An 18,026-nucleotide genomic window follows, 5' to 3' on the forward strand; every position below is an offset into this window, starting at 1 on the left:
AATGTTTAGGAATTTTTTAAAAGTATGTTTACTAAGTTCAGCCTTACTGATGATGAACATCTCAGCAGCTAATGCTGCATCGCCAAGTGAAATTAAAACGAAAGCTTATAATTATATTGGAACACCATATGTATATGGTGGCACTACGTCTAAGGGCTTTGACTGCTCTGGATTTATTCAACAAGTATTTCAGGATACAGCCATAGTCTTACCGAGAACAACTTCAGAACAATTTAAAGAAGGAATAACTGTAAGTAAAAGTGATTTAGAGACAGGTGATTTGGTATTCTTTAATACATCTGGCAAGGGTGTTTCTCATGCCGGAATATATATTGGATCTAACCAGTTCATTCATTCATCTTCCTCCAATGGAGTAAGTGTTTCTTCTATTAATGATCCTTATTATTGGGGCGATAAATACATAGGTGCAAAGAGAGTATTAGACCAATCACAAACTTCAGAAAAAGTTGAAGTAAAATCTGCAAGTATAGATATGAGCATTTTTGCTAGTAGAGCAGAAGTAGCGAAAAGTATCGTAGAGCAATTGAACCTTCCGCTAGCAGCTACAAAAGCAAATTATTCAGATGTCCCATCAACTTCTAAATATTATGAAGCAATAAATTCAGTGACCGCAGCTGGAATATTTAGTGGTAATGAACAAGGTAAATTTAATCCTTCTAAACCAATAACTAGAGCACATGTTGCGAAAGTTTTAGTCGAAGCTTTTAACTTGAAATCGACAACTGGTACTTATAACTTTACCGATGTAAGTAATTCACACTGGGCGAGTGAATATGTTCAAATATTAGCTCAAAATGGGATAACAATAGGAAAGCCTGATGGAAGCTTCGGAATAAATGATAATGTTACTTATTCACAAATGAATACCTTTATGACAAGACTTAAATAAGTAGATAGCTAAAATATACCCTTTGAGTAGTGATTATAAACCATGTAAATCATGGAATTTATATGACTACTTAGAGGGTTTCTATTTTTTAAAAATAAGAATTTAACAGTAATAGTAATTTGCAGAAATTGGACATAAACTTTTCAATGCGAAAAGGTATTTTATAAGTAAATATGATATAATAAAAAAATGCAATCTAGGGACTAGTTAGTTCCAAACGAAAGGAAGAACAAGATGAAGAGTGTTATTGTCCTTAGGCACTGTTACATAAAGGCATCATTGAATTTTTTTTCAAGCCTGCAGTTTATACTCAATAAAAGCATAAACTTTGTAAATAAAGTAGCCTCATATAGTTATCAACAATTGCATTCGAAAATATATTATGACAATCTAATACTTCCTATTAATACAGGTGGGATTGGTTATGAATAAATTGAAGTTCGCATCTATATTTTTACTATTATCTACAATAGTTTTGAAATTCTCAAGCATGATTAGAGATCTAGTTATAGCAGCTTACTTTGCCGATTCATTTGAAGCAGATGTGTATTTTGCTGCTATGACGATTCCAAACGCAATTATCTTGTTTTTACTTACGGGTATGAAAGATGCTTTTTTACCAAGTTATTATAAGTTTGAGGCGATTGGTAGAGGAGATTCTCATCTAACAAATATTATTAAGGGTACTTTTTGGATAGCTTTAGGAATAGCGGTTATTGGAATGCTACTAAGCTCACCGATTATACATACATTTTATCCGAGTTTTTCTGAATTTGAAGGCGGAATGGAAATTGCCATTTGGACAAGTATAATATATTTTTCCTCCGTTGTTTTAGTTGGAGTAAATGCTGTTTATGAGGGTTACTTTGATGCAAAAAAGAAGTTTTCTTTTTCTGTCTTTTCACAAACAAGTGTAGTATTAGTAACAATTGTATTTACGCTTTTATTTCATGATTTAATAGGAATAATCGCTGTGCCAATCGGATATTTAGCAGGAACTATATTGAGTTTACTTATTAAATTTGTTTATCGAACACCTAAGAAGTTTTTAAGCTGGAAACAGAAAATGGATAAAAAAGAAGTATTCGATTTTTATGGAATCTTCCTACCTGTTGGCTTGACTATAGCAGTTGGTCAAATTAACTTGACGGTAAATACTTTTTTTGCAGCTAGAATAGGTGTAGAAGGTACTGTATCAAATCTGAACTATGCATTTAGATTAGTTAATATTCCACAAGCAATCTTTGCTGTAACAATAGCAACAATTGTTTTCCCTATAATCGCTAGTGCAAGATCAGAGAATAATATGGTGAAATTCCGTAGGGGTATAGAAAAAGGAATATTATACCTACTTGTTTTCTTAACACCAGCTTTAACTGGAATGGTCTTTCTAATGGAAGAGTTAGTGAGTATCGTATACGAACGTGGTGCATTTACTGCTGCTTCTACTCAAGTAACAGCATCCTATGCAGTTTTATATATAGGTTCAACGTTCTTTTATTCTATTCAGGCTATAATTGCAAAAGGGTTTTATACTTTGGAAAAGGGTCATTATATGATGAGAATCGGTATAATCTCGATTTTTCTTAATATTATATCGAACTGGATATTTTCCAATTATTTTGGTGCACAAGGGATAGCGTTGTCAACTTCCATTGTTGCCGTTTTGTATTCTACAATTACTTTTGTAACTTTATGGAAGCTCATTGGTGGAATGAGCAAACTCTATTTGTTGAAAAATACTTTGCAAGTTGTAATTGCTACAACTACCATGTTTGTAACTATTAATATGGTAGACAAATTTACGGAAATAGCTGATTTACCACCACTATTACACATATTAACAATTGCTTTACCTGGTGCAGTAGTTTACTTTTTAGTTCTCATGTTATTCAAAAATGAATTCGTGAAAACTATTTTATCTAAGGGAGGAAATTCATCATCTATCTAGTGATGGTTACTAAATTATGAAAAATAACATAAAAAAACAAATTAAAAATTTGAACAAAATCGATACATTCTCACCATATTTCTTTTTACCATTTATATTAGTTTTATATTTCTTTATAAGTCTTTTTGATTTTCACCGATTTGAATTATTTAATGTAAATACATCCATCTGGCCGTCAGTTTTCTTAGCATTACTCTTTTACTATTTAGGCGTTTACTTTGTAGACAAAAAAGGGTGGACTTTCCCCACTCTTGGACTTTCTTTTCTTAGAGGGTATGTAATGTGGATGATTTGGGCACTTGTAATAATAGGAGCACTTGCATATTTTACAATGATGACAGGTGGAGATGTGGGGATTTCTGATGAATCCGTGCGTCGTAATCTTGATCCAAAGTTAAACTTTTTAAGTCAGCTACTTTGGTTTGGTGCTATTCTCATATTATCTTTAAAAATTATTAAGGAAAAAACTCTAACTAAAGGTAAATTGCTTATATATGCTGTTATTTATGGCGTAATAATGGTGGCATTCCTGATGATGGGATATAGAACGCCTATTATATTAATGCTATTTACAGGACTGATTATTTTTCATTATGCTGTTAAACGCATTAAGTTAACTTGGTTTTTAACTACCTTATTAATAATAGGAGTTTTCTTCTCACTATTCGGTTTCTTTAGAGTACTATCTGAAGATACAACCAAGGACTTTAACTCCAGAGAGCAACCAGATGTTGAACTGTCCGAGACTGATGAAGAAAAGTTAATTTCAGTTGAAAGAAAAGTTAATCTTGTTCCCAAATGGATACGTTCACTGAACGGAGAAGCTGTTACTGGACATATCGTTTTAAGTAAAATTATTGAGTCTACAGAAGAAGATGGTTATCTATATGGAGAAATACATGGTGGTATTTTCTCTACCGTTCTACCTGGTGAGCAAATTTCACCTCGTATGAAGGTTACAGAAATCGTAAACTCATTAAGCGTTGAAGAAGGTAAATATATAACTCGACCAACTAGAACTACAACACCAACATATATTGGTCAGCTCTTCTTAGACGGAGGATACTTGTTAGTTGCAATTGGATTCTTATTATATGGAGTGATCATTTCCATGTTGTATAATCAGGTAAAAAGAAACGGATATGATAGTTACCAGGCGGTGGCATTTGCGTTTGTATTAACTATTTTTACAGTTTCTATGCATACTGGATTGTTAGACTTAATATTCCTTCTAATGATTGGCTTTGTTATATTAACCGCAGCGTTGAGTAATGATAAGAAGTTAAAAGTTACGTCTTAATACAAACAACATATAAAAAAAGTCTCACACTTAAAACCTAGTGTGAGACTTTTTTTGATGAAAATAATTTCGGGAGTTTGATCTACTTTAGTCAAAGTGGCAAGAGATTGGTAGTAAGTAAAAAAAGAAAGAGCAGAGAAACTGCCCTTTCCATGAAAATTATTGAATCGTATTAATATCACGAACTAAGTCTTTATGAATAAACAAAGTCTGGTAGGTAGGAGAATCTGATAAAACTTCAACAAAACCATTAATATTAGGATTTACAATAATAACAGGCATATCGGAAAGCTTATAAGTAAATGCTGCCGAGAAATTTAGTGATGCATCCTTACGTACATTGACACCAGATGTTGTTGTCATTCCAATTTTGTAAGCTCCAGCATCTTTGAATCCTAAGAATTTATCAATTTTGTAGTATTGGCCAGCAGCTTTCGCACCCCAATATGGATCTGAAGCATATCTTACATTGAAGCCAATTGATTTATTTCCAAAAATTGCTCCATTTGCATACCCAGCAGTAGGGGGAATATAGTTTAAATTCCAAAATTTCTCCATCAGCTCTGTAATATTAGCTTCTACCGATGTAAATTTTTTGTTTAATGGATTTGTATCTGTTACATATAAACCAAATAGATTATTGTTGGTAAGAGCATGACTACTCAATCCATAAGTACTTTCGTTTTGAGCAAGTGCTAGAATCATAAGAGCATTAACTTGATATTTTGCTTCTGTAAGTTTTAATACTTCTCCTAAACCTACTAATTTACTGTTTAGTGTCGCGTCTTTATAATTTGGATAGCTCTTAGGAGATTGTTTATAAAGATTTTCAAGTCTGGTTAGTTCACTCATAATGTACGAGTCTATTTCTACAGCTGTATAATTTGTTTTGGACCGTGCAGGAAGGAACTGATAGTAATTAAAGTATTCCCCTGAAATAGCTGAATTATTTTCGTTATAGAAAGTATAACCATTCCAGCTGTAATATTTTTTTCCGGCCAGTAAGGAAGATGGTGCTTTTCCTATTATATAAGAAGCTTCCCTATTAGTAGAGTTATAGAAAATAGTATGTTTTAACTCACCATTTGTGACACTATAATAGGATCTGTTTGTTAAGAGTACATATGGCTTTAATGTTACTTTATCTAGTTTTACATATCCTATTCGATCAGCATATTGCACTTTTGCCCAGAATATCTTCTTACCAGAATAGTCCTCTTCAACCTCCGTACCCAAGTATTCCATTTCAGTATCAGTAGTTGCCGATGTTGAGACATACCTATTTTCTTCTTTAGGTAGGCTATAGACAACTGTATAGCCGTTTGTAATAACAAGACCAGATGGCATTTTAATAATGTTACCATTGCGTTCTATAACTTGGTTGGTTTTGGTAATTCCTTTTTGAGCTTCTTCAAATGACTTATATGGCTTACTATTAACTAATTCTTTGTTCACTATTTCTTTTACTTCAAAGGATAGGAAGTCTGGAAGACCTGCATAACCATTATCCTTTGCCACTTCTACTAATCTGTATATGAAAGTAGCTGCTTGTGCTATAGTTGTACTTTTTTGGGGATAAAAGTATACATTATTTCCTTCTGAACTTCCTTTTATAATTCCTAATTTTGCCCCAACAGAAACAGCAGTAATATACTCTTTCACAATATCTTTAGAATCTGTAAAAGTTAAATTACCAGTACTTGTCGGTATTGCTAAATAATCTAGTACGCGTGAGATCATAACGGCCATATGTTGGCGAGTGATAATCTCATTAGGTTTAAATTTTCCATCGGGATACCCTGTAATTATGCCAACTTCTGCTGCACTTAGAATATCTTTGGCAAATGGATGTGTAGAATATACATCTGTAAACGTACTCTCACTACTTGTGGGTAGTTGTAAGATCTTTGAAAGGTAACTAGCAAATTCTCCCCTAGTAACAGCACGGTATGGATAGTATTTACCGTCCTTATCGGGAAGTAAAATGTTATTTTCTACTAAATAGGTTAGTGATTTTTCATGCGAATTGCCAGTAAAATTACTTGCGGATGCATTTAGACTAGTAAATATACTAAAAGAGAGTAGCAATAAACCTACTAAAATAATTATTTTCTTCATAATTTAACACCTTTCTAATTATAGCTTGAATCATATTTTAACAGAATTAAACATTTTCTTTAAGAGTAAAAGGTCTCTAGTTTCATGAAAAATTGGTAAATGACTATATAAAATGAAACAAATGGAACATAGAATTCAAGTCTACAGTTTGTTATGCTCTTAATAGAATGGAAAGGATGGTGTAAGCTCTTAATTAAATGGAGCGTATAAATATGAAAAGTAAAGTTTTAAAAATAATTTTTATGTTACTAGTAATTATGATTATGGTGCCTCTTCAAGGATTAGCAGCACAAACAATAAACAAAGATATGAAGTTATCTACGGGAGTTCAGTACAAACAATACACAAATACTGGAGCTAAAGTTAACTCTATTAATCATCTAGCTATTAATCTAAATGATGCATATACAAAGGTAAGTATTGGATTGCCAAAGGATTTTAAAAGTAAGGAAACGACAACTAGTATTGCGACTCGAGACTCTTCGGAAGGCAATAGAGTAGTTGGTGCAGTAAATGCGGCATTTTTTGATATGAGTGAGGGATATCCACTTTTTTTACTCTCCCAACAAAATGAAATATTAAACGGTGGAGTTCTACTCGATTCAACTACAGAATATTTTAACCAACCGATTGCTTTTGGGGTAACGGCAAATGGAAATGCAGAAATAGATCTTTATGATTTTGATATAAAGATGAATTATGATAATTTGTCCTATGATATATCAGGATTGAATAGAGAAAGACGTGCTGATGAAGCAATTATCTTTACACCACAAAACATAAATACCGCTACAAACTCCAATCAATATGGTACCGAAGTAGTGTTTGAAACTGATACACCAATAAATTCTACATATTATGGTCAAAAAATTACGGGGAAAATAAAAAGCATTCATATGGGTTCTACCGCAAAAGTAACAATTCCCCAAAATGGTTTTGTATTATCTTTTCATGGTCCTAAATGGCGTGCAATTGGAGATAAGATGAAAATTGGAGAAGAGGTATCCGTTTCATTCGATATTGACTCTAAGTGGAAAGATTCACAATTCATGCTTGCAAGCGGACCAATGCTTGTAAAGGATGGAAAGAAACACGTTACTATGAATCTCTCAAGTTCTAGAGCAACTGAAGTTACTTCACGAAGTGCTATAGCAATTAGCCAAGATAAGAAAACTGTTCATCTAGTAACTGTTGATGGAGCAAATAAGAAAGGGATGAATATGTCCCAATTCGCAGATTATCTAGTTAGTCTTGGAGTTGATCGAGCTCTTAACCTAGATGGTGGTGGCTCGACAACTATGGGCATTAGAAACTATGGAAGTAATGCAGTTGTTTTGGCAAACACCCCTTCCGCAGGATCTCAAAGAAGAGTTTCAGCAATCTTAGAGGCTATTAGTACGGCTCCAACAAGTAACCCGAACTCTATCAACCTTTCTCGTAATACCGTGGGTACTATGTTAGTAGGCGCAACTTCTTCCTATAAGATTAACTATATATTAGATGAATTTTATAATCCTATAACAGTAAGTACTAGCAAGATAGTAAATAAGTCAGATAATAACTTAGTGTCATTTAATGGTACAAGTTTTACTGCTTTAAAAGAAGGTTCTGATAGAGTCCGTATAAATTACGATACTGCTACCCAATCATTCCCTCTAACAATTGTTTCGGGACCTACTAATTTGACGATTAAAGCTAGTGGGACATCAGCAAATGTTAATAGCAAGCTGACATTTACCGCAACTGCAACGGATGTAGACAAAAAAGCCTTGATTTATTCACCAGAACAGCTGAAATGGACAGTTGAAGGGGATATTGGGACTGTCTCATCAGCTGGAGTATTCACAGCGGGTAACAAGGCAGGAACTGGTAAAATAATTGCTCAGTTAGGTACAAAAAAAGCATCAGTCGGAATAGAAGTAAAATCAACAACAAAACCTACTACAAAATTTAGTGATATCCTAACTACAAATCCGTATATTACCGAGATTAATTATTTAACTAGTAAAGGTTTTATAAATGGTTATGAGGATGGAACATTTAGACCGAATAATGACATTACTAGAGCGCATGCGGCACTACTAATTAGTAGAATAAAAGGGTTAAACCTAGAAAGTATTACTGACCCTAATTTCCAGGATGTGCCAAAAACGCATCCGTATTATAAAGAAATAGCAGCAATAGCCAATTTAAATATTGTATCCGGTAAACAAAATGGAAAGTTTGATCCAAATGGCAAGTTAACTAGAGCTCAAATGGCTAAGATTTTAGTTAATGCTTATAATTTATCAGGAACAACAAATAAAAAATTTACGGATGTATCCAGTCAACACTGGGCTGTTAATGAAATAAGTGCATTAACTGCAAGCGGAGTTACCACTGGATTCCAGGATGGGACTTATAAGCCGGAAAGCCCTATTAATAGACTACATTTCAGTGTGTTCTTATATAGAATAACTCAATAGTTAATAAAAGCCTCTCCATCGTATGTGGCGAGGCTTTTATTATGTTATAATCAGATATTATAAAGACAAAAGGATGTTAAATAGATGAAAATAGGGATTGTGGGGAATTATGGGAATAATAATAATGGGGATGAAGCAATTCTATCAGGCATCCTTCAACAATTATTACATAATTTTCCTATACAAATAGAAGATATTACGGTTTTCAGTAACAATCCTCAACAAACTGTTAACCGTTATGGCGTAAAAAGTTATCCCCTCTACTATAAAAAGGGGAGGAATATCAATACTTTTATACATACGTACAAAAAAAATAGGAACTATATTAAATCACTGGATTTGTTGGTTATTGGCGGTGGTGGAATACTTATGGACTTTTATAAAAGAGAAGCTCAATTGTTTGGAACTTATGCATTAATGGCTAAGAATATGAGTGTTCCATACGTTGTATATGGCTGTGGTGCAGGTCCTATTCACACTTCTATGGGAAAATGGAGCTTAAGATTTATGTGTAGATTTGCAGATAGTATATCTGTAAGAGACCCACAATCGAAGCAACTTTTAGAAAGTATTGGTGTCAAAAGACCAATCACCATTATAGGAGATCCAGCATTTACCTTAAAACCAACATCAACTTCAAAGACGTACAATTCAACTCCAACTAAAATAGGGGTTTCTGCAGTGCCTTTCTTCAATTCCAATTATTGGCCACAGGGCAGTGAATCTAAATACAAGGCTTATATAAATGCAATGGCAAAAAATTTAGATAAACTAGCAGAAGCGCATGATGTAGAGTTTACTTTTTTTGCAACTAAGTTTCCTCAAGATGTGGATGCGACAAAACATATTAAAAACTCGATGAAATACAAAGAGCATGTCCAGATTATTGATAAAAATCTAATGCCACAAGAAATACTAGAAATAACTAACTTACAAGATGTTGTTATTGGAACTAGATTACATTCACTTATTCTAGCTACTGCAACAGCCACACCTATCATTGCGGTTTCTTATCATAAAAAAGTAAACGATTTTATGCATTTAGCGGGCTTAGGAGAATACTGTTTTAGTATGGATAGTATTGAACACAGTGAACTTATGTTTAAAGATTCTTTTAGTAAGATGAAAAAAGATTGGGATGGAACCGTAGAAAATACAAAAAAACTTTCCACTCATTTTAATGAAGAAGCTCGCAAAGGAGCTTCACAATTTACGAAGGCAGTGAGATAATATGAAGAAAATTTTTGTTATTAGTAATATGTATCCTACATCCAATCACCTATCCTATGGTATTTTCGTGAAAAATCAGGTGGAAGCTTTAAGAAAAGCGGGTATGGACGTCGAAATAGGAGCAAATACTAATCCGGCAACAGGGATGAAAAATGCTCTTAAAAAGTATACTTTATGGGCACTAAAGGTTATGAAAAAAGGAATATTCCAAAAAAAGAGTATTTCTATTACTCATGCACATTATGTATTTCCGTCAGGAGTTTTTTCATTATTCTTAAAGAAATTATTTAAAATTCCTTATGTAGTAACAGCACACGGCGGAGATATTGAAAAGATGGCAAAGAAAAATGCCACTATTCGAAAATGGACGACTACTATCTTACAAGAAAGTGCACATATCATAGCTGTTGGACCGACCCTTGCAGAGCAAATTGAAATAGACTTTCAGGTGCCTAAGGATAAAATTACGATTATGAGTATGGGTGTTAGTCGAGAAGTTTTCAAGATTGGCGATCAAAGCGAAGCAAGAAAACTTCTAAAATTATCATCAGATGAATTCCTATTCTCTTTTGTAGGAAATGTGATTAGACAAAAAGGTGTAGAAGAATTACTTCAAGCTTTTCAACAGGTTAAATTAGCTACAAATAGGAAAGTAAAACTAGCTATAATTGGCTCACGTCGAGATACATCCTTTATGGAAAAAATAGCACCTCTTTTAAACGACGATGTGCTATTAATTGATCCTGTTAAACAAGCAGATCTTGTCACATGGTTTCAAGCAAGTGATGTTTTTGTGCTGCCATCACATATTGAGGGCTTTGGATTAGTCGCTTTAGAGGCTATCGCATGTGGTATACCAGTTATTGCTTCGGACGTAGGGGGATTGTCTTCCTTATTAGCCAATGATGCAGGTCATTTAGTAGCTTCGCAAAATGCAAGCGCCCTAAAAGAGGAAATGTTAAAATCACTGGAATCTGAAAACTATTTTAATAGTAAAGAAACTGAGAAGATATTATATAAGCATGATGAAAAAAATATTATAAAAGATCTAATATCAATCTATGAGACTGCTGTTCCTGAGGGTAACAAATAGTGAATACATTTTTAAAAATTGTAGGAGCAGTAGCAGTTATAAATATAGTTGCTAGATTGTTTGGTTTTTTAAGAGAAATGATTATAGGATATCAGTACGGTACTAGCTATATAGCAGACAGTATTTTTACCGCGTACACAATTCCAAATTTCCTCTATTTAGTAATTGGTGGTGCATTTACTACTGCTTTCATATCCATATACAATCAAAAAAAAACAGATCAAGGATTATTTGTTAAACAAGCATTTACAACTGTAATTACGACAATTATTATAATTACTATCCTAATGTTATTGGCAACGAATCCAATATTGAATCTATTTTTCGGAGAAATGTCTGATGAAGAAAGTAGACTCGCTAGAAATTTGTTTTATTGGATGATGCCATCAACAATCTTCTTAGTCTTATCAACTTGGCTTAGTGGCATGTTAAATGTTAATGGCAAGTTTCACTTATCTAGTATCTCCATTCTTCTATACAATGCAGTATTCTTAATAATTTCCGTAGTGAGTTCTTATTGGATAGGACCAATCGCATATGGAATAGGCGCTTTAATCAGTGCATTGATCATGGTTGGATTTCTTATAAAAGGGTATAGAAAGCTAGAGAAGTTTCCAATTGGTGTATCCTTTCAACAAACCTGGACAACAAAACAACTTTGGAGGCTTGCACTTCCAATTATGCTTGGTGGAGCAACGATTCAATTTTATGCACTCATTCAGCGTATATTTTCAGCAACTCTATCAGATGGGTTTGTTTCGGCAGTAAATTATGCGACGAAGCTTACACAATTCCCACAAGCTATATTGATGACAGCAGTGACGACAGTAATATATCCAATGTTAAGTAAAAAAGTTGCTGAGAAAGATCATAATGCAGTAAAGAAAATATATACTAGTGGACTTAGATATTTAGTTATACTGTTAGTACCGGTGACCATTTTTTCCTTTTTTTATGCTGAAAACCTTATTCAAATTATATTTGAATACGGAAATTTTGATGAGGTCTCTACTGCTATAACAGCGCCAATTTTAGAAATATTTTTATTAACCATGTTCTTCTTAGCTGCGAATACGTATGTGACAAGATTCTATTATGCAAAAGGGAACTCAATTACACCAGTCATCTTTAGTATTATTAATGTCTTTGTTATTAATATAATTATAATTTATTTCTTGATTGACTCTATTGGAGCAATGGCTATAGCATGGGGAACTTTAATTTCTTCCGTTATAAATTTCATTATGTTATTTGTATATGCTAACAAGAAATATGAGTTAACCTTTTTTAATAGCTGGAACAAAGGAATTGGAAAGATATTTGTTGCGATTTTATTAATGGGATTTGTAACATATTTTTCAAACGAATTTATTCAATTATCTTCTAAATGGTTAACATTTTTGGTTGGATTGAGTATATTTGGATTCAGTTATGTGTGTTTCTTCCTATTGCTTAAAGTTGCTGAAGCAAATATAATTTTGATGAAACTAAAAAGTAGTATAAAACGTCTTATAAATATAAAAAATAAATGATATTATGTATATTTCCATGTTATAATGTATTGGATTTGAATAATACAGATTTAGATGAGGAGGAGAGACATGCTTGCCTTTACACTAGTGTTGGCATTTGTCGCATCCGTACTATTTACACCACTTGTAAAAAAATTAGCGTTTCGCGTTGGAGCAGTAGATAAACCAAACTATAGAAAAGTTCATGCTAAGATTATGCCGAGACTAGGTGGATTAGCTATCTTTATGGCCTTCCTGGTTGCTTTTTTTGTTTATAGACCCGATGGTCAATATGACAAAGCAATGTTACTTGGAGCGTTAATAATTATCATTACAGGTGCTTTAGATGATATGTTTGAGATTACAGCAAAAGCAAAATTACTTGGGCAACTTTTAGCAGCCTCAAGTGTTGCCATATATGGGGGACTACAAATTGAGTTTATAAACATTCCATTTATAGGCTATGAATTACAGTTTGGTTATTTTGCAATCCCGCTTACTATTTTATGGATTATAGCTATTACAAATGCAATAAATTTAATCGATGGTTTAGATGGATTGGCAGCTGGTGTTTCTGCCATAGCACTCTTAACACTATCAGGAATGGCTATTATAATGGGGACTCCATTTGTTGCTGCAATGGCAGCTATATTGGCAGCTAGCACATTAGGTTTCTTAGTATTTAACTTTTATCCTGCGAAGATTTTCATGGGAGATACAGGTGCACTGTTCCTTGGTTATATGATATCAGTACTTGCATTACTTGGATTTAAAGGTATAACAATGTTTGCATTGATCATCCCTATAATAATGCTTGGTGTACCTATTTCAGATACATTCTTTGCAATTGTTAGAAGATATCGCTCAAAACAGCCATTAATGGCTCCAGATAAATCTCATTTACATCATTGCTTATTAAATGTAGGATTTACACATCGTCAAACAGTTCTTATCATTTATGCAATAGCTGCAATGTTTGGTATTGCGGCATTAATATTCTCACAAGCAACAATGTGGGGAGCAATCCTCTTGCTAGTTGTTATGCTTATAGCGATTGAATTATTTGTAGAAGCAGTTGGTTTAGCAGGAAAAAATTATAGACCACTCTTAAATTTAGTGAAAATAATAGGTAGATCATAAAAAAACCTTTCATTCTATTATATAGAATGAAAGGTTTTTTTATGTTTATAGAGAATAAAAGATTATTAGAATATGTTATAGTGAATGAAAAAGGAGCTAAGAAGAAAATATTTCTTCTTAGCTCCTTATCTTTGCTAAGGGCGACTATCTGCTGCATAATTACTGCTTGTATCGGAATTATTACCTGAAATATTACTTGTTTCTGGCTGTAATCCAAGATGGCTTTTAAGAATATCTCTCGTTTCATCAAGGCTTTCATCGTCTAATTTCCAATAATAAACACCAGTTGACATATCATCATAACCTTCAAGAGATAGAGTATCTATTTGAGGCATTCCCTTTTTAATATATTCAAAGAAGGATTTCATTTCATCAAATGTTAAATCAGTCTTCATATTTTCTCCGACAGCATCAATCACTTCACCGTATTTAGTAAAGGACGAGGCAGAACTAGCTTTCTTAATAATAGAAGAAAGGATCATTTGTTGACGTTTCCCTCGTTCAATATCATTATCAAGTTTCCGAGTTCTAGCTAAAGCTAATGCTTCTCGACCGTTAAGCTCTTGTAATCCAGGGTTTAATGCAACTGTACGTTGATCGTTCTCATCTTTTTCTAGTAACTTATAAGGAACCTCGGCTTCGATTCCTCCTAACGCATCGATAACATCGATAAATGCATCAAAGTTCATTTTCACATAATAGTCTACTGGTACTTCTAGTAAATCTTCAATTGTTTCTATAGAAGCTCTAGTCCCACCATATGAATGAGCATGGGTAATTTTATCTTCATACCCGACTTCATCTATATAAACATATGAATCACGCGGGACACTTACTAATTTTACGGTTTTGGTCTTGTTGTTCAGCGTAGCTAGCATGAGTGCATCAGAGCGGCTGTTTGTGTCACCTTGACCACGTTGCTCACTATCGTCAATTCCTATAAAAAGAACTGAGACATTATCATTCAATGGTTCAACTTTCTCATCGCGTAATGGAGATTGATCTCGATTATCCACAATTTCAAAAGCTTTGTCTGCAGCAGTTTCTGCCTTTTTGGTTAAGAAAACTGCATAGGTAGATAAAGAAATAAGTAAGGACCCAATTACTATAAGAGAAACGGTTAAGAATTTGCGCTTCTTACTACTTTTCTTTTTCTCCTTTTTATATGCTCTTCTATTCATTTTTATAATCTCCCTTTATTCTAGATAACGCTAATAAGACGAAGAATCGACAAAATAGTTTCTTAAAATTTGGCATGCCCCTTATTATACTATGAATTTGATTATAGGTAAATTTATTTCATTACGAATTCCAAAAACTCTTTTTCGACAAGTTCGACTTTCGCCTGTCCATTAGTCATTTCAGCCATCCAGTTAATAAAGGTTTCTTCTTCATCTGCTTTTGTAAATACCATTACTTCGACAAGATCCGCATAGTTAATCTCTTTTAGAGGATAGACGGAGTTCCGAACTTCATTTTCCACTTTTCCTAGCCATGTGTAGTCTATAGAGATCTTCATCAGATGATGCAGCTTTCGTTCCACCACTTTTGCGGCGTCAATTCCTTCTGTAGTTGCTTTCCCGTAAGCTCTGATAAGTCCGCCACCACCGAGCTTAATACCCCCAAAGTAACGAGTGACGACAACAACTGTATCCTGTAGACCCTGTTTCTTCAATACTTCGAGCATTGGGACTCCTGCAGTTCCACTTGGTTCCCCATCATCATTGGCTTTTTGTATATTGTCATGCTCGCCAATAATGTATGCAGAGCAGTTGTGGTTAGCACTTTTATGCTTTTCTTTGATATTATTAATAAAATCTTGCGCTTGTTGTTCTGTTTCAGCCCGGCTCACATACGTTAGAAAACGTGATTTTTGAATGATTAATTCGCTCTCGCCATAGCCTTGGATAGTATGGTAATCTTTTCTCATAGATATATTTCCCCTCCTGATTCTATTGAAACATAGTTGTAAAGTAATTTTAATTTATTTTTAGTCACTTAGTGCTATAATAGGACATGTCATCATTTGTGAATGAGGACTCATTTGGGCGCATAAAGGAGAAAAAACAGATGACGAATATGAATTTTGAAACGCAATCGTTAGATGTTATTTTCGATCGAATGGTCGAAGTGATGGATCATTCGAAAAAGGATATATTCATTATAAGCGAACAGAGTCGACAAAGCTTTGAAGAAATGAAAGTGGAGTTAGAAATTATTCGTGGAGATATCGAGACAGTTATTATAGAAGGAGATTTGCTCGAATCAAAATCGAGGCACTCCCGAAATCGATTAGCTGAGGTTTCCAAGAATTTTGACTCGTACGATGAACCACAAGTTCGCCAAGCTTACGAAACTGCAAATGAAATTCAAATAAATCTTCTCATCAAACGTAGTGAGGAACGTCAGCTTAGACTTAGAAGAGATGATTTAGAACGCAGATTACAGGGCTTGCTAGAAATGATTGAACGTGCCGATCATCTGGTCAATCAGGTGAATATCGTCATGAATTACTTAACATCCGATTTGAAAAATGTAGGAGCAGCACTTGAAAATGCAAAAATTAAACAAGATTTCACCTTGAAAATTATCGAAGCGCAAGAAGAAGAGCGTAAAAGACTTTCAAGGGAAATTCATGATGGCCCTGCGCAAATGCTAGCGAATGTTCTTCTTAGAACAGATTTAATCAATCTTACATATCAGCAGCGTGGTGGAGAAGCAGCGATGAAAGAAATTTTAGACCTTAAAAAAATGGTTCGTGATGCTCTTTCAGAAGTACGTCGTATTATTTACGATCTACGACCTATGGCATTAGACGATTTAGGTTTAATACCAACGCTTCGAAAGTATATTACAACAATCGAAGAATACAACCCAACAGGTAGGATTAATTTCCAAAACTTTGGAGAAGAGAAAAGACTAGATACCAATTTTGAAGTAGCCATTTTCCGTATTGTCCAAGAGTGCTTAACGAATGGAACTAAACACGGGAAATTTACTGAAGCTTGGGTGAAAGTAGAATGGTTGAAACAAAAGATAAATATTATCGTCAAAGATAATGGAGCTGGTTTTGATCCAGAAGTAGCAAAAGAAAAATCCTTTGGTTTAATCGGAATGAAGGAACGAGTGGATTTGTTAGAAGGATCGATGAAAGTTATATCATCCCCTGGCAAAGGAACTAGTATTTTGTTTAGTATTCCATTAAATGAGGAATAGTAAATATGGCTTTTTAATTATAGGAGGAAATGAACATGACAAAAATAATAATCATAGATGATCACCAACTATTTCGCGAAGGAGTAAAACGTATTTTAGACTTTGAAGACTCTTTCGAAGTAATAGCAGAAGGTGACGACGGCCACGACGTTTTAAGTCTTTATGAAAAATATCTTCCAGATGTAGTATTGATGGACATCAATATGCCTACTAAAAATGGGGTAGAGGCTACAGGAGAATTACTAGTGAAATTCCCAGAAGCAAAAGTAATCATCCTTTCTATCCATGATGATGAGTCATACGTATCACACGCACTAAAAACAGGTGCTCTTGGATACATGCTAAAAGAAATGGATGCCAATGCAATTGTCTCCGCTATCAAAGTAGTAGCAAAAGGCGGTTCATACTTACATCCAAAAGTTACGAAGAACCTAGTTGCAGAATTCCGTCGCTTAAGCGAGCGCGAAAACAAAGGGAACTTCCATCAAACAGAAATTCGTCGTCCATTCCATTTACTAACAAAACGTGAATGCGAAGTACTTCAGTTACTAACAGATGGCCAAAGTAACCGCACAATCGGAGAAACACTATTCATCTCCGAAAAAACCGTAAAAAATCACGTATCCAGCATCCTTCAAAAAATGAACGTAAACGACCGCACCCAAGCCGTAGTAACCGGCATCAAAAACGGTTGGGTTGAAGTACGCTAATAATCATATATAATCCCACTCCAGTGTTTTGGAGTGGGATTTTGTTTTTTGGAGAAATACCGCTTTAAAAAGAGAAAGTTGCGCCAATGGAAGCAAATGTTGCGCGTAAAGCCACCAATGTAGCGAGAAACGACCTGGAAGTTGCGCAACCGCTGCCGAACGTTGCGAATCGCAAAAAAATTAACCCAAACGAAGTGAATGTTGCGGCAACGACGACCAATGTAGCGAGAAACGACCTGGAAGTTGCGCAACCACCAACAAACGTTGCACATCCCAAAAATGTTGCCCCAAACGAAGTAATGTTGCGAGAACGCCCACCAATGTTGCGGATAACCAATTAGAAGTTGCGCCAACCCCCACCGAACGTTTCACATCGCAAAAA

The 18,026-nt window shown here is 34.2% G+C and carries 14 protein-coding genes; 11 read left to right on the top strand and 3 right to left on the bottom strand.

What is annotated here, in order from left to right; translation table 11 throughout:
• The first annotated feature begins 1 nt into the window (after nucleotide 1).
• The 3 genes from MHI47_RS04340 (at nucleotide 2) to MHI47_RS04350 (ending at nucleotide 4,161) form a co-directional block, all read left to right on the top strand.
• Nucleotides 2-910 carry a C40 family peptidase gene (locus MHI47_RS04340; protein WP_340829766.1) on the top strand — a complete coding sequence of 303 codons (909 nt, stop codon included), beginning with the start codon at nucleotides 2-4 and terminating at the stop codon, nucleotides 908-910.
• 424 nt (nucleotides 911-1,334) lie between these two features.
• Nucleotides 1,335-2,861, top strand: a complete 1,527-nt coding sequence (gene murJ, locus MHI47_RS04345; RefSeq protein WP_340829767.1) for a murein biosynthesis integral membrane protein MurJ — start codon at nucleotides 1,335-1,337, stop codon at nucleotides 2,859-2,861.
• A gap of 16 nt (nucleotides 2,862-2,877) precedes the next feature.
• The gene (locus MHI47_RS04350) at nucleotides 2,878-4,161 is read left to right on the top strand and encodes an oligosaccharide repeat unit polymerase (RefSeq protein WP_340768511.1); all 1,284 of its coding nucleotides are present in this window, start codon (nucleotides 2,878-2,880) and stop codon (nucleotides 4,159-4,161) included.
• Between the two features lie 159 nt (nucleotides 4,162-4,320).
• On the opposite strand, the gene MHI47_RS04355 is transcribed toward MHI47_RS04350, so the two are convergent.
• Entirely contained in the window at nucleotides 4,321-6,279 is a 1,959-nt protein-coding gene (locus tag MHI47_RS04355; RefSeq protein WP_340829770.1) for an S-layer homology domain-containing protein, read from the bottom strand.
• Between the two features lie 212 nt (nucleotides 6,280-6,491).
• Between MHI47_RS04355 and MHI47_RS04360 the strand changes: the two genes are divergently transcribed.
• From MHI47_RS04360 to MHI47_RS04380, 5 genes are all read left to right on the top strand, one after another.
• Nucleotides 6,492-8,744 (top strand): S-layer homology domain-containing protein, encoded by a 2,253-nt coding sequence (locus tag MHI47_RS04360; RefSeq protein ID WP_340829772.1) that lies wholly within the window; start codon nucleotides 6,492-6,494, stop codon nucleotides 8,742-8,744.
• A gap of 84 nt (nucleotides 8,745-8,828) precedes the next feature.
• Nucleotides 8,829-9,974, top strand: a complete 1,146-nt coding sequence (locus MHI47_RS04365) for a polysaccharide pyruvyl transferase family protein (RefSeq protein WP_340829774.1) — start codon at nucleotides 8,829-8,831, stop codon at nucleotides 9,972-9,974.
• Between the two features lies 1 nt (nucleotide 9,975).
• Nucleotides 9,976-11,067 carry a glycosyltransferase gene (locus MHI47_RS04370; RefSeq protein WP_340829775.1) on the top strand — a complete coding sequence of 364 codons (1,092 nt, stop codon included), beginning with the start codon at nucleotides 9,976-9,978 and terminating at the stop codon, nucleotides 11,065-11,067.
• Nucleotides 11,067-12,599, top strand: coding sequence for a murein biosynthesis integral membrane protein MurJ (gene murJ, locus MHI47_RS04375; protein ID WP_340829777.1), 1,533 nt, complete (start codon nucleotides 11,067-11,069; stop codon nucleotides 12,597-12,599). The genes MHI47_RS04370 and murJ (MHI47_RS04375) overlap by 1 nt, the downstream gene beginning before the upstream one ends.
• A 69-nt stretch (nucleotides 12,600-12,668) precedes the next feature.
• Complete coding sequence (locus MHI47_RS04380) at nucleotides 12,669-13,718, top strand: glycosyltransferase family 4 protein (protein WP_340768519.1); 1,050 nt, start codon at nucleotides 12,669-12,671, stop codon at nucleotides 13,716-13,718.
• Between the two features lie 134 nt (nucleotides 13,719-13,852).
• Here the strand turns inward: MHI47_RS04380 and MHI47_RS04385 are convergent, their stop codons facing one another.
• On the bottom strand, nucleotides 13,853-14,899 hold the full coding sequence (locus MHI47_RS04385) for an LCP family protein (RefSeq protein WP_340829779.1): 1,047 nt from the start codon (nucleotides 14,897-14,899) through the stop codon (nucleotides 13,853-13,855).
• A 113-nt stretch (nucleotides 14,900-15,012) separates the two neighbouring features.
• Entirely contained in the window at nucleotides 15,013-15,648 is a 636-nt protein-coding gene (locus MHI47_RS04390; protein WP_340829781.1) for a YigZ family protein, read from the bottom strand.
• Between the two features lie 140 nt (nucleotides 15,649-15,788).
• Here MHI47_RS04390 and MHI47_RS04395 point away from each other — a divergent pair, with 140 nt between their 5' ends.
• From MHI47_RS04395 to MHI47_RS04405, 3 genes are all read left to right on the top strand, one after another.
• A complete protein-coding gene (locus MHI47_RS04395) occupies nucleotides 15,789-16,934 on the top strand; it encodes a sensor histidine kinase (protein WP_340829783.1) in 1,146 nt (381 codons plus the stop codon).
• Between the two features lie 35 nt (nucleotides 16,935-16,969).
• A complete protein-coding gene (locus MHI47_RS04400) occupies nucleotides 16,970-17,644 on the top strand; it encodes a response regulator transcription factor (protein ID WP_340829786.1) in 675 nt (224 codons plus the stop codon).
• Between the two features lie 86 nt (nucleotides 17,645-17,730).
• Nucleotides 17,731-17,985: a hypothetical protein gene (locus MHI47_RS04405; protein WP_340829788.1), complete on the top strand. Its 255-nt coding sequence runs from the start codon at nucleotides 17,731-17,733 to the stop codon at nucleotides 17,983-17,985.
• Nucleotides 17,986-18,026: the final 41 nt, after the last annotated feature.

Source organism: Psychrobacillus sp. FSL H8-0487, from assembly GCF_038008385.1.
Lineage (GTDB): Bacteria > Bacillota > Bacilli > Bacillales_A > Planococcaceae > Psychrobacillus > Psychrobacillus psychrotolerans.

What these genes read in the sequence shown, in the direction of transcription:
- MHI47_RS04405 (WP_340829788.1), top strand. Translation starts at nt 17,731, where the DNA reads ATGGAAGCAAATGTTGCGCGTAAAGCCACCAATGTAGCGAGAAACGAC.
- MHI47_RS04385 (WP_340829779.1), bottom strand. Translation starts at nt 14,899, where the DNA reads ATGAATAGAAGAGCATATAAAAAGGAGAAAAAGAAAAGTAGTAAGAAG.
- MHI47_RS04355 (WP_340829770.1), bottom strand. Translation starts at nt 6,279, where the DNA reads ATGAAGAAAATAATTATTTTAGTAGGTTTATTGCTACTCTCTTTTAGT.
- MHI47_RS04365 (WP_340829774.1), top strand. Translation starts at nt 8,829, where the DNA reads ATGAAAATAGGGATTGTGGGGAATTATGGGAATAATAATAATGGGGAT.
- MHI47_RS04340 (WP_340829766.1), top strand. Translation starts at nt 2, where the DNA reads ATGTTTAGGAATTTTTTAAAAGTATGTTTACTAAGTTCAGCCTTACTG.
- MHI47_RS04395 (WP_340829783.1), top strand. Translation starts at nt 15,789, where the DNA reads ATGACGAATATGAATTTTGAAACGCAATCGTTAGATGTTATTTTCGAT.
- MHI47_RS04380 (WP_340768519.1), top strand. Translation starts at nt 12,669, where the DNA reads ATGCTTGCCTTTACACTAGTGTTGGCATTTGTCGCATCCGTACTATTT.
- MHI47_RS04390 (WP_340829781.1), bottom strand. Translation starts at nt 15,648, where the DNA reads ATGAGAAAAGATTACCATACTATCCAAGGCTATGGCGAGAGCGAATTA.
- murJ (WP_340829767.1), top strand. Translation starts at nt 1,335, where the DNA reads ATGAATAAATTGAAGTTCGCATCTATATTTTTACTATTATCTACAATA.
- MHI47_RS04360 (WP_340829772.1), top strand. Translation starts at nt 6,492, where the DNA reads ATGAAAAGTAAAGTTTTAAAAATAATTTTTATGTTACTAGTAATTATG.
- MHI47_RS04370 (WP_340829775.1), top strand. Translation starts at nt 9,976, where the DNA reads ATGAAGAAAATTTTTGTTATTAGTAATATGTATCCTACATCCAATCAC.
- MHI47_RS04350 (WP_340768511.1), top strand. Translation starts at nt 2,878, where the DNA reads ATGAAAAATAACATAAAAAAACAAATTAAAAATTTGAACAAAATCGAT.
- MHI47_RS04400 (WP_340829786.1), top strand. Translation starts at nt 16,970, where the DNA reads ATGACAAAAATAATAATCATAGATGATCACCAACTATTTCGCGAAGGA.